At 47.6% G+C, this 24,473-nt stretch carries 17 protein-coding genes and 1 pseudogene; 6 read left to right on the top strand and 12 right to left on the bottom strand.

The genetic code is table 11. The features are described 5' to 3' along the window. A pseudogene (locus QT996_RS03060) lies at window positions 1–846 on the bottom strand (hypothetical protein); the annotation flags it as partial. Between the two features lie 618 nt (window positions 847–1,464). Next, entirely contained in the window at window positions 1,465–3,573 is a 2,109-nt protein-coding gene (locus QT996_RS03055) for a GAF domain-containing protein (protein ID WP_333044422.1), read from the bottom strand. A gap of 315 nt (window positions 3,574–3,888) precedes the next feature. Between QT996_RS03055 and QT996_RS03050 the strand changes: the two genes are divergently transcribed. Then, window positions 3,889–4,800 carry a pantothenate kinase gene (locus tag QT996_RS03050; RefSeq protein WP_333044420.1) on the top strand — a complete coding sequence of 304 codons (912 nt, stop codon included), beginning with the start codon at window positions 3,889–3,891 and terminating at the stop codon, window positions 4,798–4,800. Between the two features lie 99 nt (window positions 4,801–4,899). On the opposite strand, the gene QT996_RS03045 is transcribed toward QT996_RS03050, so the two are convergent. The 3 genes from QT996_RS03045 to bcp all read right to left on the bottom strand — a co-directional run bounded on the left by QT996_RS03045 (window position 4,900) and on the right by bcp (window position 6,871). Next, window positions 4,900–5,706 (bottom strand): alpha/beta hydrolase, encoded by an 807-nt coding sequence (locus QT996_RS03045; protein WP_333044418.1) that lies wholly within the window; start codon window positions 5,704–5,706, stop codon window positions 4,900–4,902. A 158-nt stretch (window positions 5,707–5,864) separates the two neighbouring features. Further along, window positions 5,865–6,320, bottom strand: a complete 456-nt coding sequence (locus tag QT996_RS03040; RefSeq protein WP_242715913.1) for an NUDIX hydrolase — start codon at window positions 6,318–6,320, stop codon at window positions 5,865–5,867. Between the two features lie 77 nt (window positions 6,321–6,397). Then, entirely contained in the window at window positions 6,398–6,871 is a 474-nt protein-coding gene (gene bcp / locus QT996_RS03035; protein ID WP_333044415.1) for a thioredoxin-dependent thiol peroxidase, read from the bottom strand. A gap of 468 nt (window positions 6,872–7,339) precedes the next feature. Between bcp and QT996_RS03030 the strand changes: the two genes are divergently transcribed. Then, window positions 7,340–7,531: a hypothetical protein gene (locus QT996_RS03030; RefSeq protein ID WP_190738786.1), complete on the top strand. Its 192-nt coding sequence runs from the start codon at window positions 7,340–7,342 to the stop codon at window positions 7,529–7,531. A 98-nt stretch (window positions 7,532–7,629) separates the two neighbouring features. On the opposite strand, the gene argH is transcribed toward QT996_RS03030, so the two are convergent. The 6 genes from argH to QT996_RS03000 all read right to left on the bottom strand — a co-directional run bounded on the left by argH (window position 7,630) and on the right by QT996_RS03000 (window position 15,094). After that, window positions 7,630–9,015, bottom strand: a complete 1,386-nt coding sequence (gene argH, locus QT996_RS03025; RefSeq protein ID WP_333044413.1) for an argininosuccinate lyase — start codon at window positions 9,013–9,015, stop codon at window positions 7,630–7,632. A 288-nt stretch (window positions 9,016–9,303) separates the two neighbouring features. Continuing rightward, window positions 9,304–9,540 (bottom strand): hypothetical protein, encoded by a 237-nt coding sequence (locus QT996_RS03020; RefSeq protein WP_333044412.1) that lies wholly within the window; start codon window positions 9,538–9,540, stop codon window positions 9,304–9,306. Further along, entirely contained in the window at window positions 9,530–11,020 is a 1,491-nt protein-coding gene (locus QT996_RS03015; RefSeq protein WP_333044410.1) for a PP2C family protein-serine/threonine phosphatase, read from the bottom strand. The genes QT996_RS03020 and QT996_RS03015 overlap by 11 nt, the downstream gene beginning before the upstream one ends. Window positions 11,021–11,595: 575 nt before the next feature. After that, window positions 11,596–13,356, bottom strand: a complete 1,761-nt coding sequence (gene ftsY, locus QT996_RS03010) for a signal recognition particle-docking protein FtsY (RefSeq protein ID WP_333044409.1) — start codon at window positions 13,354–13,356, stop codon at window positions 11,596–11,598. A 107-nt stretch (window positions 13,357–13,463) separates the two neighbouring features. Then, the gene (gene nusB / locus QT996_RS03005) at window positions 13,464–14,096 is read right to left on the bottom strand and encodes a transcription antitermination factor NusB (protein WP_333044407.1); all 633 of its coding nucleotides are present in this window, start codon (window positions 14,094–14,096) and stop codon (window positions 13,464–13,466) included. 272 nt (window positions 14,097–14,368) lie between these two features. Next, window positions 14,369–15,094 (bottom strand): DUF502 domain-containing protein, encoded by a 726-nt coding sequence (locus QT996_RS03000; RefSeq protein ID WP_333044406.1) that lies wholly within the window; start codon window positions 15,092–15,094, stop codon window positions 14,369–14,371. A 1,099-nt stretch (window positions 15,095–16,193) separates the two neighbouring features. Between QT996_RS03000 and QT996_RS02995 the strand changes: the two genes are divergently transcribed. Then, a complete protein-coding gene (locus QT996_RS02995; protein ID WP_333044405.1) occupies window positions 16,194–19,061 on the top strand; it encodes a PAS domain S-box protein in 2,868 nt (955 codons plus the stop codon). A gap of 539 nt (window positions 19,062–19,600) precedes the next feature. Here QT996_RS02995 and QT996_RS02990 read toward each other — a convergent pair. Beyond that, window positions 19,601–19,795, bottom strand: coding sequence for a hypothetical protein (locus QT996_RS02990; protein WP_193975465.1), 195 nt, complete (start codon window positions 19,793–19,795; stop codon window positions 19,601–19,603). A 383-nt stretch (window positions 19,796–20,178) separates the two neighbouring features. Here QT996_RS02990 and QT996_RS02985 point away from each other — a divergent pair, with 383 nt between their 5' ends. From QT996_RS02985 to QT996_RS02975, 3 genes are all read left to right on the top strand, one after another. Then, window positions 20,179–20,532 carry an STAS domain-containing protein gene (locus QT996_RS02985; protein ID WP_333044403.1) on the top strand — a complete coding sequence of 118 codons (354 nt, stop codon included), beginning with the start codon at window positions 20,179–20,181 and terminating at the stop codon, window positions 20,530–20,532. A gap of 139 nt (window positions 20,533–20,671) precedes the next feature. Beyond that, window positions 20,672–23,437: a TIGR03960 family B12-binding radical SAM protein gene (locus QT996_RS02980; protein WP_333044402.1), complete on the top strand. Its 2,766-nt coding sequence runs from the start codon at window positions 20,672–20,674 to the stop codon at window positions 23,435–23,437. A gap of 769 nt (window positions 23,438–24,206) precedes the next feature. Then, entirely contained in the window at window positions 24,207–24,335 is a 129-nt protein-coding gene (locus tag QT996_RS02975) for a hypothetical protein (RefSeq protein WP_333044400.1), read from the top strand. Window positions 24,336–24,473: the final 138 nt, after the last annotated feature.

Raw genomic sequence — 24,473 nt, 5'->3', positions numbered from 1 at the left:
CACGCCGCCTTCAGCCACGGTGTAATTTGGTTGGGCGAACTGGAAGAGACTTGGAGATGTCGGAGTCGGAGTTGGCGTTGGTGTCGGCGTCGGCGTCGGTGTCACATCAATGCCTTGATATTGAATACTCCGCACTAGGTAGTCGGAACTATCGGTTCTGGTGGAGGTAGCGAGGTAGGCAGCGGTGGGGCTATCGTAGGGTTTGGCCTTGAACCGCAGTTCGTCAAAAGCAACGCTAGTGGAATTTGCTTGTATCTGGAATGTGAAATTGCCATCGTCACGATCGGCAATGAAAGTCACTCCATCTGAAGACACACCGATCGGTTTTGGAGTGATCGGAGCGTTGACGCGAGTGATCGTAAAATTGCTGGCCGATACCTCCGCCCCATTATTCCACAGTTGCAGCAAACCAACTTCATTACCTTGATCGTTCAGTGTAGTAGAACTTGATTTGGGAAGTAATCCACTCAGGCCGATCGTGGCGCTAGTAATGTCTTTGTTATCTGCCCATTTCACCTTCAGCGTCTGAGATTGATTGGTGTTGGGGTTATGGTTGATTTCTGCCCGAACTTTAGTGACATCGGTGAACCAACCAGGATAATCACCTAGGACACCAATACCAGCGGGAGCGCCGTAGCTCAACCAGCTTTTAGGGTTATCGTTCGTTGCTAAGGTGAGGTTGCTGATGGCAGTAGGGTCAGTGTAGTTCGTTTCAAAGCCATCAAAAGCTATCCCAGACAGTTGGATGCCTTGATTCTGGGCGGCAGTAGGCCATTGTGTAATTAGGTCACTGACATTGCTGTAATTAGTGGTTGTACCCAAAGAACCAGTGAATGAAGTAGCCATAGCTTCTCCTTTGATGATGAGTGATTAAGGATTAGAAGTGACGGAAAACCAGAGGTGGGGCTTTGTTGTAGCGATGGGTCACTGCAAGAAAAATTTCCTCATACGTGCAGGTAAATCAAGTAAAAATGCTTGCCCCATAAGCATCTTAAGGCATTACTGCCCCCGAGCGAATGTTGAGTGTAAATAATTACACCTACTTACACATATTTACATAGATAGGTCTAACTTTCATCATCAATAAGTTTTATCCGGAAAAATTGCGATCTTTTTTTCAGCCCTATAAAAAGCGGGTTTTCCACATCTGTAGAGGAGAGCTTAAATCCCAGATTTCGCCCCCCAAGAGGCAGCTTCCAGTGATTCAACGGGCAAAAGTGAATCAGGAGAGACAATTATGAGTAAAAATACTTAGAAATTTATCTGTCCAAGCATCACCCAGTTGGGAATTTCTGAAAATTGAGGTTCTGGCGTAAGTTAAATCTGATTCCATTAAAAATGCGATGGCAAAAAAACAAATTTATTGCCGATCCGTAATGTGATTGACGATCGCTAAAAGATATCAAATGGGTTCTATACTACTGCCAGAGTGACAAAATAGGGTTAATCGGACTAAAGCAGAAATTATGCACTTATCCCCCTCTGATTTGTCAGCGGCAACTCTACAATAAACTCAGTTCCTTCGCCAACCTGGCTGACGCAACTGATCTTGCCACCGTGAGCTTGAACAATTACCTGATAGCAAACTGAAAGTCCCAAACCCGTGCCTTTCCCGACAGGTTTAGTAGTAAAAAACGGGTCAAAAATCTTGTCTTGAATTTCTGCAGGAATGCCAGTTCCCGTGTCGCGGACAGAGATTGTTACCCAGTCCGGCTCGCTTTGCCAACTGCGGATGGTTAATTCCCCCGGTTTGCTCGTTGACTGGAGCGCGTCTAAAGCATTGTCAATCAAATTATAAAATACTTGGTTGATTTGACTGGCATGACATTGAACGGGCGGCAAACTGCCGTATTGCTTGTCTATTTTGATATGGGTTTTTAGCTTATTTTGCAGCATCAAGAAACTGCTTTCTAAACCTTCATTCAAATCTACTGGTTTTAATTCAGCGTGATCTAAACGAGAAAAATTTCGCAGCGTCATCACGATCGAGCGAATTCTCCCGCTTCCTTCCCGCATTGAATTGAGCAGTTTACCAAAGTCTTCTCGAATGTAATCGAGTTCTAGTTCTTCATTGATTCTGACAATTGCCTCCGCTGCTTCCGGGCAGGCATTCCCGGCCAGTTCTAGAGCTTCGTTCAAGGCTTTAAAATATTCTTGAGCATGAAACAAGTTAGCGTGGATGAAATTGTTGGCGTTGTTAATTTCGTGAGCAATTCCCGCTACCATTTGCCCCAAACCTGACATTTTTTCGCTTTGAATCAATTGCTGCTGCGCCGATCGCAATTCTTCTAACGCAGCCTGCAATTGCTGGGTTTGAGCTTGAGATTTTACCGCAGCATCTTGGACTTGGCTATAAAGTTCTGCTTGCTGAATGGCGATCGCCATTTGGTTGGCTATCTGGGATAGCAACTCCATTTCTTGCCACTGCCAATTGCGGGTATCCCGGCACTCGTGAGCAATCAGCAAACCCCACAGCCTACCGGGAAATTTAGGATTATAGCTTGCCGCTGTTTCGGGGGAACTTTCTTCAGTTCTCGATGTAACAATCGGCACTATCAGATTAGCTTTTACCTGCAAACGGTCTAAGAAATCAACGTGACAAGGCTCTAAACCAGCATTAAAAATATCATTAATGGCTTTGACTCGCCCTTGCTGGTAAAGATCGGCGTAATCTCCCCGGAAACACTTATCCGCCCCCATATCTCCTAAAATTGAAGGCCAAGGGATGACCATATCTTCAACAACAACTTTTCCTTGCCAGTTGTCTTGAAACTGATAGATGATTACTCGATCGCACTGCAACATCTGGCGGACTTCTCTCACCGCTGTTTGTAGGATCGTTTCTAGATCTAGGGTACTGCGAATTTGGTTGCCGATCAGCCGCAGCAGCGATTCTCGTTCGGCTTGGCGCCTGGTTTTGCTATAGAGTTTGGCTTGATTAATCGCGATCGCCAATTGCGATCCTACCCCTTCTAAAAGCTGCCGTTCCCAATCAGTCCATTCACGTTCGCGATCGCACTGATGCAAGCCAATTATGCCATTCACTTGACCTTGATAGCGAGTAGCTACTGCCAGCATTGACTTAATCTCCAAAGCTTCGGCAATTTTTCGGGTTTGTGGGTTTAATCCCGGAAAATCGAGAAACTTCGTCACTGCTAGCGACTCTTGCTGAGACACGACGGCAGCCAAATGCGGGTTGTCAGTCATCGGTACTTTCATACCAAGTTGAATCGGATAGTCCCCCACGTTGTACTCTCCGCGCGTGACTAAAGTTTTTTCTGTATTTGATTCTTTGACTAAAATGCTCACGCGACTGCACTCTAACGCTTGCCCCAGCAATCGGCAGGCCGAGGTCAAAATTTCTTCTATGTCAAGTGTACTGCGAATTTCGTTATTAATTTGGTTCAGCAAGTTTGATAACTGAACTTGCTGCTGCATCTGCACGATTAGAGCTTTTTGTTGGTCTACTTCCGGCAGCGAAAGACTTTCTTCCGGCCTCCAGTTTTCAGATTCAGGCAACCGCGAAGTTACTCTTTGCCAGGGGTTTTCGTGTTGTTGTATTTTTAAAGACATATTTACTCAGGAGTTGTACAGTATTTTGATTGAGTCTGGTTTTTTAAACCTATGCTTACCCCGCCAACAGCCCCATCGCAGCTACCAGGACTTTTGGAATATCTTAAGACATTATAAAGGATGCAGCCTGAGCAAAGCAATTATTTGCTTTACAAATATTTATATTTAGCAAGTATGCGCTCTGAGACCCACAATACTAACTGGCGCCCGCCATTGAACTTGGTTAGATGTCAAATAGAGTTAGCTTCCCGCTTAACCGAAGAAAATTCATTTAAAATCTATCTTTAGTTCAATGTTTGCGCGCGCTCGATCAACATGGAAAACTCAATTCCCGACACTTTTCGTTCGCCACCAAGGACCGACAACCTTATATCTGGATTAATAGGTAAAGACCAGATTAAAATAGCTTTGGCGATCGGCAATTCTCGGCTGCACTGGGGATTATTTGTGGGCAAAACCCTGGAGAAAACATGGGATACACAGCATCTCAATGCTGATACTGTTTCCCCGCTCTCCGAGCAGGAAAAGGCAGAATATTTGGTGCAAACAGTAATGAGGTCGATCGAGGAAGTATCTTCTCAAAATCTCCTGTGTCTTCCTGCTACTCCCGCTTTTTCTAGTCTTCACACACTTTCTTTAGTGCCAGTGCCTCTAATTTTGGCCTCAGTAGTTACCCAGCAAACAGCAATTTGGCAGAGTTATCCTGATGTCCGAATTATTACTTTAGACCAATTGCCGATCGGGGGACTCTATCCTACCCTGGGAATTGACAGAGCTTTGGCTGTACTCGGTGCTGGCAACCAATTGGGTTGGCCAGTTTTACTTATAGATGCTGGTACAGCTTTAACATTTACTGGGGCTGATGTCAATAGGTATTTAGTTGGGGGCGCAATCTTACCAGGTTTGGGTTTGCAGTTATCGTCGCTAGATAAAAAAACTGCTGCATTACCTTTAATCAATTTACCACAAAATTTGCCGCACCGCTGGGCGCAAGACACTGCTGGGGCAATTCAAAGCGGAGTTGTGTATACGACGGTGGCAGGAGTTAGGGATTTTATTGAAGATTGGCGGTGTTTGTTTCCTGATAGCAAAATAGCGGTCACGGGGGGCGATCGCACTATGCTTTTAAAATACCTTACCGCAGCCTTTCCTGATACAGCCGCAGGGTTAATTGACGCACCAGAGGCTATTTTTTGGGGAATTAGTCTGCTGACAGTTGACAGTTGACCTTCGACTTCGCGATCGGGCAGCGCAGTTGACGGATGACTGTTAACTGTTAACTCTTACCAATGCCCAATTCCCAATTCCCAATGCCCAATTATCCATTCACTTAGCAAACTCGCGAATATACTTAGCAACAACATCCGGGACTTCCTGCGGCAAATTGCTTTCCCCCGGACTGACTGATTCTAGTCCGGCATTAGGAGCCAGAGCGGCATAGGATTGACACAGAGACGAAGCTGCGGCAGTATCTTCAGAACCGTGCAACAGCAAAACAGGCGCTTTCAGCAAAGGCAAATTCTCATCAACTAATTCCGCTGTAATTTCAGCCCGCCGCCGCCGGAACAGCAACTGCACGGCAACAGGGGACTGCATCAACTGCTGTCTGAACTTTAGCAATCCGTCAATCTTTTTTTGGCTACCCAGCAACTTAGCAATTGGGTAGATCGATCGCAGCAACCAAAAAGCGAGGGGTGGTTGGCCGATCAGCCCGCTAGCCGTCTGCCACCGCCCCCGCCGGTTGCCAACCTTGACGCCTTCTGGGGCCAACAAAACCAAACCTTGAACTCGATCGGGATATTTGATAGCGTAGCTGGTGGCCACCCAACCACCGAGAGAGTGAGCGATTAAATAAACCTCTCGCAGTTTCAAAGTATCGAGGTATTGAGCGAGACATTCTACTTCCAGGTCGATCGAATAATGAAGATTCGGGCGTTCCGAGTCGCCAAACCCCAGCAAATCCGGTGCGAAGCAGTGGTAGTAGGGGCTCAACTGTTCGATCGTCCTCAGCCACTGACTGCTGTCCTGCCAAGAACCGTGCAAAAATACTAAATTCGGGCCTTGACCGACTTCGTGCCAGAAGATTTGCCCTACAGAGAGTTTTACCCGAGAATTGCGTAGCGGTGAGTACATCCGGTTAAATATTTAGTAATAAAAAGATGATTAATTTAATCTTCAGAGATTGTGAATTAAAGTAGGAAAACATTAAAAATTAATTTCACAGTCATCACAGATAATTTTTGACGGCGAGGTAATTTCCGACTTTTCTCAAATTTGGATGCTCCGCCGATTTACGCCAAAGTTGTCAGGCCTTGAAAATAGTCCTGTAAGTGTTGGTCGTTATCGTGGCTGAGGGCGCCCTCCGGCAGTGATTCGGGCAAAAACGCCTCAACCTCGCTGACTTCAAGCGTATCCTGAACTTGCATCTTTCCCTCTACCTCTGCTGCCACCACGATACAAATCGAGTGCAGGCGAGGGTCTCGATCGGCAGCCGAATAAACACCCACCAAGCGGCGGATTTTGACTAAATCGAGTCCAGTTTCTTCTGCTAATTCCCGCCGCACAGTTGTGGGAATATCCTCTCCCCAATCCACCATACCTCCCGGCAGTGCCCAGCGACCGTTGTCGCGGCGGCGAATTAACACAATTCGCCCGTCAGGCAATACGGGAATCACCGCAGTACCAGTGACGGGATGTCGAAAAATCAGTCCCAGCACAGTTTGTACAATTTGCCACAATCGACGCATAAACTCAAAAGCTTGTTTAGGGGAAAGTAATTTCAGGTTTCTTAGCTGGCAGCTCAAAAGTCTTAATTTTTAATTTTTTATTCAGGCGAGAGGTCTGGCAAGTCTGCTAATATCTCGGCTGCGTGAGTTTCTGGTTTGACTTTCCGATAAACCTTTTCAATCCTACCATCAGGGTCGATCGCGAAAGTCGATCGAGTAATTCCCATAAATTCTTTTCCCATAAATTTTTTGAGTCCGTAACAGCCGTAGGCGGTAGCAACTTCGGCGTTTAAGTCGCACAGCAAGGGAAAAGGCAGTTGATATTTAGCTGCAAACTTGGCGTGGGCCCCGGCCCCGTCTGTACTGACGCCGAGGACTGCTATATTGCGCGACTGGTACTGTAAGTAAATATCGCGAAAGCCGCAAGCTTCTTTAGTACAGCCTGGGGTATTGTCCCGAGGATAAAAGTAAAGTACAACTCGCCGCCCTCGAAAATCTGCAAGGCTGACGACATTGCCTTGCGCGTCGGGAAGGCTGAAGAGAGGAGCTACGTCACCGAGATTAATCGTCATTTGTCGTATTTTGTCAAGAGTTTATAGAAATCTTCTGGAAGATCGAAAACATTGCGTCCCATCGCACCCAGATTCCCACTAGCGACTTGAATCCCGGTGTTCTTTTTTCTGGGTCTTGTACCGGGTGTGCTATGATCGTCATCGGTCTAAAATTGAGTATAACTAGCCAACGTCAAAACTTAACTGGATTAGTTGAGTGCGTAGTCTCACCTAACGGTGTTGCGGTTTAGGAAAGCTAAATTTGAAGAAAACCTAACTACATAAAGAGAACTGATCAAGTACGGTATGGCATACCGGAATTTACGCTTGGGGAGAAGACACCTATATTTTGGCGGGAGAAATCCTGTCGTAAGTAAGTGACTTCGCTGAACCAAGAATCTCAGTCACCAAGAGTGCACAGAGTGTCAAACTTAAGAATCCCTGGGCGTGAAAGCCCGGGGACTGTCAATGTTTATTAGTGAGGTCAGAATGGCTAAGCGCCGCAATCTCAAGAAAGAGAAGGCACAACGAAATCAAGCATACGCTCGCAAGTTTCGCAAGCGGAGAAATCAAGATATGTTCTCCAACAAGAGAAGACGATTTGACGGCGGTAACGGCGGTGGCATGGGCGCCATGAGCGGTGGCGGCAGAGACAAAGACATGGCTGCTGCTGAAGATTAATTACTGAGGCTATCTGCCGAACTTAGAACCAGAGTGGAAAACACGATCGTTCTAAGGAGAGATAGCCAGCCGGAATTTGTCCAATAATTCAACGATGTTTAGGCGATCCGATCGCGCGCAGCGATAAGTGATTTTCTCACTTGTTCAAACCCGGTACCCCCGTAACTATTGCGAGCCGCCACCACTTGCTGAGGTGCGATCGCGCTGTAAATGTCTGTCTCAAAGGCTGGGTGCAAGTCTTTCCACTCCTCAAGTGTCAAATCTTTGAGGAGTTTGCCCCCCGAAAGGCAAGTTTTGACGACTTTGCCGACAAGGTTGTAAGCTTCCCGGAAGGGAACGCCTTTGGCGGCCAAGTAGTCGGCTACGTCGGTAGCGTTAGAAAAGTCTTCCGTAACTGCTGCGGCGAGGCGATCGCCATTAAACTCGATTCCTTCGCGCAACAAAATGGTCATTGCTTCCAAGCAACCCTGTACCGTTCTTACGGTATCAAACAAAGCCTCTTTATCTTCTTGTAAATCTTTGTTGTAGGCCAAAGGAAGTCCCTTCACTACTACCAACAAGGCTTGCAAGTTACCGAACACCCGCCCCGCTTTGCCCCGCACCAACTCCGGCACGTCGGGATTTTTTTTCTGGGGCATGATGCTAGAGCCCGTAGCGCAGCTATCTTTGAGCGTAATAAATCCAAATTCGTGAGAAGACCACAAAATCATTTCTTCTGACAAGCGGCTCAGGTGTACCATAATCAAGCTGGCACCAGCGAGAAATTCGATCGCAAAATCTCGATCGCTCACTCCATCTAAGCTATTAGCATAAACCTTGTCAAACTGCAATAGTTCTGCCGTATAATGTCGGTCAATTGGGAAAGTCGTCCCCGCCAACGCGCCACAACCCAAAGGCGAAACATTCACCCGCTTGCAGATATCGCCGAGACGTTCCCAATCGCGATCGGTCATTTCAAAATAAGCTAACAGGTAATGAGCCAAACTGATCGGCTGAGCGCGCTGCAAATGAGTGTAACCGGGAATTAAAGTTTCCACGTTACGATCGGCAATATCGAGCAAAACCCCTTGAAATTCCCGCAATTGCTCACGAATTTCGGCGATGCGATCGCGCAAATACAAGCGAGTATCAGTGCCGGCTTGATCGTTGCGCGATCGAGCCGTGTGCAACTTTTTCCCCGCATCCCCTACGATATCCGTCAGCCGCTTCTCTACTGCGAAGTGAACGTCTTCTGCATCAACTCCCGGCACAAAAAGTCCTTGGCGGTATTCGCGGCGGATCTGTTCCAAACCATTGACTAACTGTTCGCCTTCTGCTGCGGAAATAATCCCGGTTTTGGCCAGCATTTTAGCGTGAGCGACAGAACCAGTCAAGTCGTACTCAATCAATTCAATATCGAAGCCAATACTAGCATTGAATCGGGCGATCGCCGGGTGCAGCGCCGATTCAAATCTTTGACTCCAAGTTTTTTGTTGTGTTGTCATTGCTCAAGCTAAAACTAGATTATATCTCTCTTGCAGAAGTCTATAAAAACCGGTTTGTAGCAAAGAATTTAGTCTTTCTTCCGGTTTGTAGCCAGGACTTTAGTTCTCCATCCCCAATTCGGCAATAAAAAACTCCTGTGCTGACTACAACCTTTTTATACATCTGTTGACCCTAAAAAACTGAAGTCTGGACTACAAAATTGTGAAACTTTTGCTGCATCAGAAAGAAGTGAAGTTTGGACTACAAACCTTTTAAATCCATTACCGATACCTTCTTCGACAATATCTCTAACGAAAAATCCCTTTAAAGAACCAGCCAACAAAAATACCTATAAAAAAAGCTGCTATTTGACCGCTCGAAACAAAATGGTTCCAAGATTTCTGGAAATTCGTGAAGATGTCATAGGTTTGACCCAAAATCACCGTACTCAAATGAGATTTCAAAACTAACACGTGAGCGACATCGTTCCAATTAATCGAACTGGTTAATCCAGCAGTAATTTCCGGCATTAAATTAACTATCATGGTGATTTTCTCCTGCTAAAGGTGTTACCCTAAGTACAACCAGTGTCATGTCATCTTCGTTACGATTGCCGATGCCGATAAACTGGTGTACGCGATCGAACAAATAATCCAAAATTTCTTCAGACTGCTGGTAATTTTGACAGGCCCACTGAAAAGCCGAGGTCAAGTTATCCTCATCAAACCGATCGCCCCTTTGATTAGAAGCATCGGTAAATCCGTCTGTGTAATAAATAATAGTATCTCCTGGCTGCAATTGCACTTGGGCTTCTTGGTAATGCGAATCAGCATCCAGGCCAATTAACATTCCCTCCAAAGTATCGAGCTGAACAATCGAATTAGTTGCAGCTTGCCACAGCAAAGGCGGGTGGTGAGCTGCATTGCTGTAAGACAAAACGCGAGTTTTCGGGTCATACTCCGAATAAAACAGAGTCACAAAACGGTGGGAATTTTCCAAATCCGCGTGCATAACCCGGTTTAAATGTTGCAAAATTCTAGACGGCGAGTGGCGGTTCAACACCTCCGCCCGCAGCATACCCCGTGTCATCGTCATCAACAGGCCAGCCGGTACTCCCTTGCCCATCACGTCGCCGATCACAATGCTCCAGCGGCCCTTGTCGATTTTGGACTTGAGATTTTTCATTAGGGAGGGGGGGTTTTCCCCCTCATTCTCCTTGCCGATCGGGTCATAGTCAGCGGGAATAAAATCATAATAATCTCCGCCGACTCTGCTAGCAGTTTGGCAGCGGGCGGCCACGTCAATACCGGGAATTTTCGGACAACTACGGGGTTGCAGCCGCAATTGAATTTCCGCCCCGATTTCTAACTCTCTGTCTAAGCGGTCTTTTTCCGCCAACTTAACAGTAAGTTCATCTTTGCAAATAGCCACAGCGGTTTGATCCGCCACCAACCGAACTAATTTCTGTCTGCTGGGAGTCCAGAGATATTGCGGATCACTACTAAAAACATAAAGCCGCCCGCGTTCCAAATTGTTGACTAAAATTGGCGCCCCAAACAAATGAACATCCGGGCCCAAATAACGACCGACTTGCAGGTCTAGACTAGAAGTTTGCCCAGAGGTTTCGGAAAAAGATTCAGCAGCAGTAGCGCCCGCACCTGCTGTAGCTTGCCTGGTGGCGATTTCCAGCGCTTTTCGCATATCTTGGCACTGCCGTCCTTCCTGACAATGCAACTGCTGGAACCTGACTTGACCGTTGGGTTTGAACAGCACTAAAGCCCCCCCGTCGGCGTCCGTAACGCGAGTCGCCACCAAAGGCACCAACTCCAAAAATTGGTTGAGATTGTTAAAACTGCGGAGGGCAAATCCCAGCGAGCCCAACATATCTTGAACGTTGTGCTGGTATCGGTGCAAGCGCGCCACCAGTTCTTTGAGGGCAAATACTGGCGTCGCGTCGTTAGAATTGCGACTCGGTGGGCGGTCAGCAGGTTGAGGTGAGGGGCGAGGCAAAGGCACAGCAGTCATTTTTAATTTGTGATTTTCGATGTTAGACGGAGGAGGAATGATTGAGGACTTACGGGCCACTTGAACAGAAACCCGTTTTTTTTTCGAGCAATTAGTTTGGTTTGATCGAGTAAGTTTGACACTCGGACATTGGTATCAACTTAAGTCTGAAATTTTTAAGAAATCTCGTTTATAGCTGAGTCTAGATTCCCCTAAACCCACGCCGCTGGCTTTACTTGGGGGAGGCCCAAGACCGCAGTGGCTCCTCTTAACAAGGGGGAGTTTGACCATTTCCTGTCGCCCCCGACTATCAGGGGGGCGCCAAGGGGATCGGGAAGAATAGGCAATCAGACAGCAGGCTGTACTAAATTTGAGCTTAATTTGACACGCTTTGACTCGCGCTTCGAGCCCAATAAAGCAAGAACAGGGCGAAGGTATTGTTTCTAGATATTTAGTTTTTTACTCGCCACCCGGTGGCGATCGGCGCAAGTCCTGCGATGGTAGTTTGAGGTTAAGGATTTGAGATTTTGAGCCTCTGTATCCGCCTCCAAAAATCGGGACGACCACAGATACCTCATCAATCTAAAATCTAAAATCTAAAATCTAAAATCGAGTAGGGCTTCCACAAATTCGTAACTAGAAAACGGGCGCAAGTCTTCGATGCTTTCCCCGACTCCAATAAACCGGATTGGCAGACCAAGCTGTTGCACCACAGCTAGGGCAACACCACCTTTAGCAGAACCGTCGAGTTTTGTCAATACTACTCCGCTTAATTTTGCCGATTCTGCGAACACTTCTGCCTGTCGCAAACCATTTTGACCCAGTGTTGCATCCAAAACCAGTAGAGATTCTACGGTAGCGCCTGGGGCTTTCTTATCTACAATGCGACGGATTTTACTTAATTCGTCCATGAGATTTTTTTTGTTTTGCAGGCGGCCTGCGGTGTCTACGATCAGGAGTTCTGTGCCTCGGGCGCTGGCGGCGGCGATCGCATCAAACACGACAGCAGCCGGATCGGTATTTTTCCCTGGGTTGGCAATAATTTCGACGCCACTGCGGGAACCCCAAACTTTCACCTGTTCGACGGCGGCCGCGCGGAAAGTGTCGGCGGCGGCAATGAGGGTTTTGTAGCCGGATTTTTGAGCAATGTGCGCTAGTTTGCCGATCGTCGTAGTTTTGCCCGCACCGTTGACTCCTACGATTAACCAGATGTTAAAAGTGTCTTTTTCCGGGGCAAATGTCAGGCTGTAGGCGGGATTGCCGGCGGCGGTTTCGGCACAGGGAGCGTCGAGAATGTCGCGCAGGATGGTTTTCAGGTAGGCTAGAGCCTGTTCTGGCGGCAGCACTTCTTGTTTGAGTCTTTCTTGGAGGCGACTGATAATGATGTCGGTGGCTGCGACTCCGACATCGGCTTGCAGCAGCAAAGTCTCAATTTCGGCTACTGCGTCTTGATTGAGCGGGCCTTGACCGACGATCGCCTTGAGCCGATTAATTAAGCTGCGACGAGTTCTTTCTAAGCCTTTCCGCAGTTTTTGCAGCCAAGTGATTTCTTCGACGGATACTTGGTCTGGCCGACGGCCTTGGCTGGCTAAGATTTCTGAGGACCACAGGAAGCCTTCGTCAAAGGCGAAACCGGGAATTTCTTCGATAATTGCGGCTCTCTCGGCGGCGGCTGCAATTACCTCTGGTTCTTCAAGGGCGGTTTCTTTGAGGCGTTCGATGCGCTCCATGCGATCGGCCTGAGCTCTGGCCCAAAACGGCAGGGCTTCCGTTGCTTCGCCGTCGGATGTGAGTGATTCGGTTTCTACAGCCTCGGTTGCAGGTTCGGCAATTACTATATTTTCTGCTGTAACTTCTAATTGTTGAGCAATAGGTGCAATGTCGATCGGCTCGGCTGTTGGTTGCAGAGTTTCTGCAATTGCCGCTGGGTTAGTGGCATCGAGTTCGATCGTCGCATCGTTAGCTTCAAGTGAGGCTGGTGCTGCAACTTCTGGAACTTCTGCAACAGTTGGTGCTGTGGGTGCTGGTTCAAGTTCGATCGGCTCCGTTGCTTCAATAGTCGCCGGTTCTGCAACTTCTGCAACTGTCGCGATTTCTGCTTCGGCTGCTGGAACATCCGGCGCTGCTGTCTCGGAAACTTCTGTTTCGGGTTTTTGCTGTTTTTGAATATTTTTGTAAGCAGCTTTTGCCCAATTGAGATAATCTTCGGCTACAGCAGGAGAGCCTTGCTCTGTTGCATCTGTTTGAGGCTCAACCGGTGCGGATTTTGCCGACTCATCTTGCGACTGTTCGGGGGTTGCCTCTGTTTCAGAAGATTTGCTTTCGCTGTACTGGCGACGAAACCAATTAAATACCATAGTTCATGGGGAATAGAGAATAGTTATTAGTCATTAGTCCTCAGTCCCTAGTGTAGAGCCGATTGCCGATTGCCAATCACTAATGACCAATGACTACTGACTAATGACTACTGACTAACAACTTCTGCATTGATTTTATCGACTACTCGGCGGAGGACTCCGTTGATGAACCGATGTCCTTCGTCGCCGCTGTAGCGTTTTGCCAGTTGGACGGCTTCGTTGACGCTGACTTGTTCGGGTAAGCCGAGATATAGCATTTCGGCGATCGCGATTCTCATGATATCTCGATCGATCCGGGCCAACCGTTCTATTTGCCAGTCTACAAGCGCTTCTGAGAGCAATTCGTCAATTTGAGGGCGGTTGGCGCTGACTTTGGTCAGGATTTGCAAAGCATAGGTGCGGACATCTTGCTGGTTGGCTAGCTGGATCAGTTCTGGAAACTCCATTGCTGAACCGAGACGGTTGATTGCCGTTTGGGTGAGTTCGACTGCTTCCCGCACCATTGCTCTAGCACTTTGTATATCGGCGGCGCGGATTTCGCTCGCCAGCAGTTTGTCGCTACTCCGCTGCACTTCGGATGCTGCTGCTTCTAGGGATTCTTGAACTTCTGCTGTCAGGGTGCGGATAGCGGCGAGGAGAACATCTTGCAGTTTTTTGGCTTCTAAGAGTTCTGGATTCGCCGGCAGTTGGCTGATGCCGAGGAGTGCGAGTTCGCGTGCTGTTTCGCGGGCTTTTTTCATAGTTTTTAGATAGGAATTGAGAATTTAGGAAGTTTTTCGATCGCGCGCGGACTTGAACTTTAGCAGAAAACTCGACTAAAAGCGGTACAAGACCAGCCGTCTGACTTGCCAGCGCCGGGTAGTTTACAGATACTTGGCTGTCAAACCTAAGATTTATGCTCGAAACCGGGTTTCTGAGTATAGCCTTTCTCGGTTTGGGCTGGTTTTGTCGAAATATTATCTGCTATGGGGAAAGTTTACACGGTCTTACGGGCCACTAAAGATGTCTTGGTTCAATCTTCTTCGACTGGGACAGCCTGGTATCTTGATTCGGATACCAAGGGTTCGAGTGTTTTGCCCTTAGTATTTTCGGGGGTTACTGCAACTGAGTTGTTGGGGTTGACGATGCCGCCGGAGATGATGACTTTAAAGGCATCTTCGATCGACATTGACAAATTGACTAAATCTGCTTCAGGGACGATAGCGTACCATCCGGTGGTGGGGTTGGGAGTGGTGGGGATGAAAATGCCGATGGGGGTTTCACCGGAAAGGTGAGGCGGGATGTCGTTACTCTCGATCGTACCGGTCACAAATGCTAAAGTCCAGATTCCCCGCCGGGGATATTCCACTAACACCACGCGGCGAAATTTGTCGTTTGAGTTGAGGATGGTTCCCAGCAGTTGTTTGAGGGTTTTGTAAACCGAACCCGCTAGGGGAATTGCCTGCAACAGCCGTTCGCCAAAGTCTAGCAGCCACTTGCCGAAAATGTTGCGGGCCATTAAACCGATGACTAAGATGCTCAGCAGGGGTACAGCCAGACCTACTAAAAGATTTAGCAGATTCACCAAAATCGGGTGGAGTCCGTCAAAAGGGTTGATCTGCTTGGGAATTTTGGTGAGAAAATTGATGACCCAACTGGCGACGGTAATTGTCAGCCAGATGGTGGTAGCTAAGGGTATCACTACCAGTAGACCTGCGATCAGGTCGTTTTTTAAGTCTTGTTTTATGCGTTGGAGCACGGCGGGTCAAATCTCCTCGTAACTGGTTGCCAATAACCTGAATAAACCTGAGACTAAAGCAACTGCACGGGCTTTACTGGAAGTCACCATAGACGATCGTCTTCAATTCTGCTAAACCCTACCCTTTCTGAGGGGGAAGAGTTAGGGATCGCCGGTGCTGTACCTCTATTTTAAAGAATTATTGCAAGTTGGCGCTTGATTTTAATATATGCGGGCTGTGCAGCAGCTCACCGTATTGTATATTTTAAGACACTTTGGGTCGGGATAAATCAATAAGCCGATCCCTCAGAGGCTGCCTGGGAGTCCAGGTGTAGCGAGTCCAGAGGAATTTTTCTGTGATTGGTGTAGGAATTTAATTCGTCGATCGAGCTTTCTCAGATTTTCGGCTGGGTGGCCCTTCGTTCCACCGAACTCAGCGGAATCTATGCTGGTTGAGTTCTGTATCAATGCAAAAACCTACCTTTGGATAGATGCACCTTTACTGCACTTATTAGTAAAAAGATAGTATTTTTTGAGGAGCGGGGGCGATCGACCAGCCAAAGGTTCGCCCGGTTTCAACTGTTGCATGGTAGGCAAATCCGGCAAAAAGTAAAACAGACAGACGAGCAATTTTGACTTTTTGTGACCGGAGTCATCGAACTGGTGGAAATAACGGCATAATTAAAGCGAATTTGAGCTTGAGAGGAGCGGCAAAGCAATATAGGACTAACTCGGGCTTCCTACAAAAAAAATAATCTGCCAAACGAGGTAGCAGTAGCTAGTCGCAAGCAAGATAAATTACTAAATAGCTAGTTGTTTCTAGCAGGAAGCGCTAGACTATTTGTCCAGCAGGGTATGGTTAAACTGCTGCAAAGAAGCAATGCCCCAGCGGTGCGAATTGATGGGAAGCAGGCGAAAGTTAAGGAAAAGCAAGGACACTAGCCAATCAAGTCAGACCGGAGATTCACCTCGCCGCAAGTAGTAAAAGACTTGATTAGAAGTTAGGATTGAGATGTGAATGCTCAATTTATGAAACCAATTGATTTTTACATTTTTTTATTGTATTCAAAACGAAAGAATTTTTTGAACCGTACTTAAAAAGTTGCTGACCGAGGATTTTGTGTATCTGAGAACTAATATTGAAGTAAAAGGAATTTTTGTGAAAACGCTGCATATCCTGTTAGTAGAAGACAGTCCTCTAGATGCCGAACTGATTGAGGCATATCTAATAGATGGCGACCTCGAATTTTCTCTGGTGTGTGTGGAAACTCGGGAAGACTTTGCCGGGGCGCTAGAAAAACAAAGTTTTGACATTATTTTGGCAGATTATATGCTGCCTTGTTTTAATGGGATAGCTGCGCTGGAAATCGCCCACACTACTTGTCCGGGAGTGCCGTTTATTTTTGTGTCGGCTACTTTGGGCGAGGAAGTGGCGATCGAAACTTTGAAAAGCGGCGCTACTGATTATGTTCTCAAACGCCGTTTGATGCGCCTGGTGCCCTCGATTCAGCGGGCCCTGCGGGAAGTTCAAGAACGCAGCGATCGCAAGCAAGCCGAAGCAAAGCAGCAGGAAAGCGAAGCTCGATTTCGGATTATGGCAGATACCGCGCCGGTGATGATTTGGATGTCAGACGCTGACCAACTTGGCGATTACTTTAACAAAGTTTGGCTGGAGTTTACCGGTAGACCTTTGGCGCAAGAAGTGGGCACTGGTTGGATGGAAAGCTTGCACCCCGATGACTTGCCAGAATGTCGGGATATTTACCAAAAAGCCTTCGATGCTGGCAGCGAGTACCGAATTGAATGCCGCCTGAGACGCTATGACGGGGAATACCGCTGGGTTTTGGGTACGGGCGTACCCAGGTATAGGCCCGATCGCACTTTTGCAGGTTACATCGGTTCTTACATCGATATTAGCGATCGAAAACTGGCAGAACAAGAACGCGCTGCCGCTTTGTCGCGCGAACAAGCAGCGAGGTTGCAAGCAGAAGAAACTGCTAAAGCGCTGCAATTGGCAAACGATCAAATTACTAACATTCTCGAAAGCATTACTGATGCTTTCATCGCGGTAGATTTAAATTGGAACTATACCTATGTTAACCAGAAAGCTATTGAGCTTTTAGGCAGACCAAAAGCAGAATTGATTGGTAAAAAAATTTGGGAGATATTTCCCTGGGCTGTCGATTTACCGTTTTACGAAATGGCAGCCAAAGCATTAGCACAAAAGGTAACGTTGGAGCATGAAGACTTCGTGCCGTTATGGAATAAGTGGTTGAAGGTGCGTTTTTATCCTTCCGATTCTGGTTTGTCGGCTTACATCCAAGACGTTAGCGATCGCAAGCAAACAGAAGCTGCACTCCAAGCTAGCCAAGAAAAGCTGAGAATGTTAGCCGACGCTAACTTGATAGGAATTATCTTCGGGGATGTCAACGGCGGTATCATCGAGGCAAACGATGAATTTTTGCGGATAGTTAATTACACGCGGGAACAGTTGCAGCGCGGGGAATTAAACTGGATTGACATCACGCCCCCGGAGTACAGGCATCTCGACGAGAAGGGGATTGCAGAGGCACAAGCAACGGGAGTTTGCACTCCCTACGAAAAGGAATTCTGGAGGAGAGACGGCAGCCGGATTCCGGTGTTGATCGGATATGTTTTGTTGCCCCAAAAGCGGCAAGAATCTGTGGCTTTTATTCTCGATTTGACGGTTGGCAAGCAGTTGGAAAGAGAACTGCACGATCGAGCCCAGGAATTGGCGCGGGCGAACCGGATTAAAGACGAGTTTCTGGGAACTTTGTCCCACGAATTGCGGACCCCGCTGAATGCGATGCTGGGATGGGCGCAACTGCTGCGAAACCGCAAGTTTGACGAAAAAACCACTGTTCGGGCTCTGGAAACGATCGACCGCAATACACGATCGCTGGCAACTCTGATCGAGGATTTGCTGGACGTGTCGCAGATTATTACCGGCAAACTGTCGCTGAATTTGCGGTGGGTGGATGTGATTTCGACTGTTGAGGCTGCGATCGATACTCTCGCGCCCGCGATTGCCGCCAAAAATATTGAAATGGTAACGGATTTCGACCCAACGGCGGGGCGGATTTTTGCCGATTCTGGTCGCTTGCAGCAGGTAGCCTGGAATTTGCTGTCGAATGCGATTAAGTTTACTCCCGATGGCGGACAGGTAAAGGTGGAGGTGCGAAAGATGGAGAGGACTTTTGCCCCTGATGAATCCGCTTGCTATAAAAAATTGTCGCCCGCTAGTGTCGAAATTGAGGTCAGCGACACGGGACAAGGGATTTCAGAAGAGTTTTTACCGCACGTTTTCGAGCGGTTCAGCCAAGCTGACAGCTCTATAAGGCGCTCGTACAACGGATTGGGTTTGGGTTTGGCCCTAGTGCGGCATTTTGTGGAAATGCACGGGGGGACGGTGCAAGCGGAATCGGCCGGGAAGGGAAAAGGATCGAGGTTTTTAGTGAGATTGCCCATTCAACAGCTTCATTGCGACAGCGGATTTTCTGTTGCCGCACTCGGGGAGTTGGCGATTCCTCCAAGCAAGGCGCGAGCCCCTGTAAAGGAGTCTTTTGTCAGCAGCAATCTTTCTGGAGTGCGAGTGTTGGTGGTCGATATCGACGCGGATTCCCTGGATTTTGCGTGTACAGTGCTCGAAGATTGCGGGGCCCAGGTGGAGACTGCTAGCTCTGGAATGGCTGCCCTGGCGGCGATTGAAAGGCTGAATCCGGATGTGTTGGCGATCGATATCGGGATGCAGGCCCCTGATGGAGAGGCTCTGCTGTGGCAAGTGCGATCGCGGATGGTGGAGAGGGAAATTCCGGCGTTGGCGTTCACGGCGGTTGGTAGGGTAGAGGAACGGGTACGGGCGCTGCAGGAAGGTTTTCAAATTTACGTGTCCAAGCCGATCGAGCCTGTGGAGTTGGTGGCAGTGGTGGCAAGTTTGGTAGGGCGATCGAACGATTTTAGATTTTAGATTTTAGATTTTAGATTTAATGGGTTTGCAAACTTGGAGGAGGATGTGGGGACTAAAAACCAATTTTCTTCCATTCGAGCGATCGTAGCATCCGGTAACAGTTTCTCAAAAGAATGCAACTGTTGATAAGTTCCAAACCCCGATAATCATCAGTAGTCCCACTTCTTGGATTCTTTAATCTAAAATCTTTAATCTAAAATTGTATGAGGTGCAGGGACGCTCGCCCTTAACAGTATCTCCTCAAATATCAAGTTCAGAAAATCTGTGGTTCATTAGGTCTGAGTTTTAATCACAATTAAACCTAATTTGTCAAGCCCCAAAAGTTATAAATTTAATTTAAGTCAAAGTTTTTAGCTTTCGATCACAGGTGCAGAGACGATCGCCCTTAAGAGTATATCCTCAAATATCAAGTTCAGCAAATCGGTGCTTCACTTGAAAAATACCGTAGCGCGGTCAATGCTTATAGCACTCCTCTATTTCCCGCCCAGCAAGGATTTTGTTTCACTCTTTGATTTTTCCAGGCGGCCAGGTTCCAACTATCAACGACTAGATACCAATTGCACCCGGCCGGCATCCATTTCATCCATTAATAACTCTAAAGCCTCATAATCAATATCCGATATGTACCCCAAACGGGTGAGCTCGTAGTTGATTTCGTTTTCAATGTCAGGCGTCAACTGCTTAATGTAGAGGGCTTTTTCTACAAGATGACGAATAGCATAGGTTGCTTGCATAGTAGCTCGGAGAACTCCGTACAATTTAATTATTATCTGAACAGTCGAGAGCGCGCGTGATCTAAATCAGAACCAACAAGTGATTTCAATTACATTATTCACTTTTATCTAACAGCCAGGGGACAGTCGATCTCAATTTTTAGAATTCTCAAGACTCAACTTGCTGGCATAAATAAAAAATAGTATAGTACCTTACGTTTCCTCCCCAAATCTTACGCAAAACTTCATAAAAAAGAGTCAATAAATAAAGATTCAGTAAAACTACTGACAACAACGGGTCAGTTTGCCTCAGATCAAGTTAGGCTCAGAGTAATCAAGTAGGTTTAGGCTTACACCTGTCCAGCACAGTAGTTGAAAATACGTAGCAACCATAGGTTTGACATATGCAGACACTTCTTGCCCATAAACCAATTACGGTGATTCGACCCCTAGACCACCTGAATGCAGCCACCTCCGGAGAATTCGGACGGCAACTAATGACAGCAATTGCAGCCCCTGGGATGGTAGCGGTACTCGTAGATTTGGGCGCAGTAAAATTTATTGACAGTGCCGGTTTGATGGCATTGGTTTCGGGCCTGAAGCAGGCGAAAAAAATGGGGCGCAGGTTTAGTATTTGCTCGCTATCCCCCGGGATTAGGATGATTCTGGAACTCAGCCAACTCGATCGAGTGTTTGAGATATTTGAAAATGTCGATAGCTTTGAAGCCGAAAACTCCTGCACAAACCAGCACTGGTAGAGGTTCCGCCTCGGTGAAAACAAGCCACAAAACCCAGTAAATTCGGTTAAATGCCCGAAACACAAAGGACTTCCGTTGGCGTGTTGGCAGGTTTTAAGGTAGGCTGCTTAAGAGTCGCAAATATTTAGCGAGTCGAGCCGTGGCAGTAAAAGTCGAAGAATTACTTACAGCAGACATTAATCAGCCTGCTCGTTATCTGGGAAACGAATTGGGGGCAGCACACAAGCCTTGGGACGCGGCTTCTGTGCGCTGGGTGCTCACTTACCCAGAAGTGTATGAAGTTGGTGCTTCCAATCTGGGGCACATCATCCTTTACAACATTTTGAACGCAGGGCCGAGACAGTTGTGCGATCGAGCTTATTTGCCCGCACCAGACTTGGCAGCAAAACTGAGATCGACTCAAACTCCCCTGTTTGCGGTAGAATCCAGGCGATCGCTCACAGAATTTGATATTCTGGGCTTCAGCCTCAGCTACGAACTCGGAGCAACAAACATTCTGGAAATGCTGGATTTAGCTGGCATTCCCCTAACTTGGCAAGAAAGAGCGACAAATCCCCAAAACGGTCAAATGCCGCTGATTTTTGCTGGCGGCCAAACAGCAACTTCCAATCCCGAACCCTACGCTGACTTTTTTGACTTCATCGCTTTGGGAGATGGAGAAGAATTGCTGCCAGAAATAGGCTTGATTTTGGCAGAAGGCAAAACTAATAATTTGAGCCGAGAAGCATTGCTGCTGGATTTAGCGCAAATTCCAGGCGTCTACGTCCCGCAATTCTACGATATGGCGGCCGACGGTTCTGTTCATCCCAACCGCCCGCAAGTTCCAGATCGAATTCTGCGCCGCGTGGCAACTCCCATACCAGCTTATTCGATCGGGCTAGTTCCCTACGTCCAGACAGTACACGACAGACTGACAGTAGAAATCCGCCGGGGATGCACGCGCGGCTGTCGCTTCTGTCAGCCGGGAATGCTGACTCGCCCCGCGCGCGATGTGGAACCGCAGCAAGTCGTAGAGGCGATCGAACAGGGGATGCAAGCCACCGGACACAGCGAGTTTTCCCTGCTTTCCCTCAGTTGTTCCGACTATCTGGCACTTCCAGCAGTGGGGATGGAAATCAAAAACCGCCTGAAAGATAAAAATATTTCTCTATCTCTACCCAGTCAGCGGGTAGACAGATTTGACGATAATATTGCCGACATTCTCGGCGGTACGCGACAAGGCGGTTTGACTTTTGCGCCGGAAGCTGGTACTCAGCGGATGCGCGACATCGTTAACAAAGGTTTGACCAACGAAGAATTGCTCCGGGGTGTTAAAACTGCGGTCGATCGGGGCTGGGATAAAATCAAGCTGTATTTTATGATCGGTTTGCCCGGAGAAACAGATTTTGATGTTCTCGGCATCGCCGAAACAGTCCGCTGGCTGCACCGGGAATGCAGGCTGGATGGCCGGCGGGGACTGACTTTTAACTTGACAATCTCTAATTTTACGCCTAAGCCTCACACTCCTTTTCAGTGGCACTCGGTTTCTACTGCTGAGTTTTCTCGCAAGCAAAAACTCCTGAAGGGAGAGTTTCGGGGAATGCGGGGCGTCAAGGTGAATTACACTGATGTGCGGATTTCGGCAATGGAGGATTTTGTCGGACGGGGCGATCGACGTTTGGCGGCTGTAGTCCGCCGCGCTTGGGAACTTGGCGCGGGTATGGATGCGTGGTGGGAAAGCTTGGATCAGGCTTACAAAGCTTGGACTCAGGCGATCGATGAATCGGGCCTTAGCTGGAAATACCGCCAAGTCGAAAGCGGCGAGTGGAATCTTTTTGACAAGGAAGAAGGAAGAAGGAAGAAGGAAGAAGGAAGAGAAATCAAGGAAGATTTTCCCAATTCTCCGGATCTCCCCCTCTCCCCCTCCCCCTCTCTCCCCCTCTCTCTCGATCAGGCCCTGCCTTGGGATCACTTAGATACGGGAATCGACAAAAACTGGCTGAAAATTGACTTGCAAAAGGCTTTAGAAGCAGCGACGGTTCCCGACTGTTCCTTTGAAGGGTGTTCGCGCTGCGGGGTTTGCGGCACCGATTTCGGACACAATGTGGTTGTGGATGCGCTGCCAATTCCTGAGTTTGCTGGGGAGTTTGTCCCGAATACGGAGCGGAAACAGCGTTTGCGGGTTTGGTTCGGGAAGGTGGGCGATATGGCTTTGGTTGGTCATTTGGATTTGATTCGATTGTTCGATCGAGTAGTCCGCAGAGCCGATTTGCCGATTTCGTTTACCGGCGGGTTTCACCCGAGCCCTCGGATTTCTCTGGCAAATGCTCTGCCTCTGGGTGTTAGCAGCACTGGGGAAATTGCCGACTTTGAGCTAACTGAGTCGATCGATATTGAGAGTTTTCGGGAAAAGTTGGCCGCTAAGCTGCCGGAAAATATTCCGATTTACAAGGTTGAGTCGATCGATCTCAAGGCTCCTTCTGCTAGTCAGTTATTAGAAGCAGCGGAGTACGTAATTACTGTGGCCTCCGCAGGGTCGTTGACAGAAAATGGCGCATTAGACCGGGAAAATGCTGCTCCTGTCTCCGTGGCTCCTGATGCCAACTGGGAAGCTTGGGTCAAGACGATCGCCGAAACCGAGGCTTTTTGGCGGGTGCATACTACTAAGTCGGGAAAGACGCAGGATGTCAATTTGCGTGATCGGCTGCACAAACTAGAACTTGTAGAGCAGAAATCCGAAAACAGCTCCTGGGCCTCTGGTGGTACATCTAAAGATAGAGCCGTCTTGCGCTTTACCGGCAGTTGTCGCAGCGACGGCAACTTGCTAAAGCCAGAACATATTGTGTTCATGCTCGAACAAGTCAGTCAGCAGGAAATTCAGCTTCTCCAGGTTGAGCGTAGTCAGCTAATCCTGGGTTATGGTTAAAATAGGGAAGCTAAGAGTGGAATATTTCACCTTCGGCTCTCGATCGGGATGTGTCGTTTCACGCTATAATCGCTTGTTATGGAAGCCGCGGTGGCTCGAGCGCTTTAGTCGCTCGCCGCCCTCGTCAACCAGCAACGCGGGCTGGGTGCAAATTGCTTCTGTTCAAGACTTCAAGCCTTTTTGTTGTACATTCACGGGCTAAATCTAGCGCCAAACCCGCAGGAGCGGGGTCTGAACCAAATTTAGCGATTAATTTCGATCAATCGACTGGTTGTCGGTGGTCGGCTTATTCAAAAATCTCACGGTTCAAACCGCAGAGCGGGTATTCAACAATAGATTTTTTGGACGGGTCAAAAAACGGAGATAAGCCCCCGACTTAAGTCGTGGAGAACCAAAAATTTTAGATTTTAGATTAAAGTTCCAGCTCCCAGATTCATCTGTGGAGTAAATCTAAAATCTAAAATTTAAAATCTAAAATCCACTTAAGTCGTGGAAAACCAAAAATTTTAGATTTTAGACTAAAGTTCCATCTCCCAGATTCATCTGTGGAGTAAATCTAAAATCTAAAATCTAAAATCGGCTGACCCGTCAAAAAACGCAGATAAGCCCCCGACTTAAGTCGTGGAAAACCAAAAATTTTAGATTTTAGACTAAAGTTCAATCTCCCAGATTCATCTGTGGAGTAAATCTAAAATCTAAAATCTAAAATCTAAAATCTAAAATCGACTGACAAGGTTTTAGGGTTGGCAGGGGCGGAGGTTGCAGTCGAATGCCAAACTGGGGTGTGTTGAGTGCGATCGCGCAAGAATTCAACAAAAATCTAGGCGCTTTCACTCCTACCTACTTTCGCTCAAAACCAGCCCTCAACCACCACGCAAGCGGAGTTATCAGTTCGTAGTGTTAAGTTGTGTGTTAAGAAATTGGTACGGTGTCAATGAATTTATTCGCTGAGTTCAAAGGAAGAGTTGTAAGTGTTGAATTTTGAGTATTGATTTCGCAATTCTCAACTCAAATCTCAATAGTGCTAACTCGATAA

It is taken from the genome of Microcoleus sp. S13C4, assembly GCF_036700865.1.
Taxonomy (GTDB): Bacteria; Cyanobacteriota; Cyanobacteriia; order Cyanobacteriales; family Microcoleaceae; genus Microcoleus.
The sequence above is the reverse complement of the archived record's forward strand: the minus strand, read 5'-3'. Positions and strand labels throughout refer to the sequence as shown.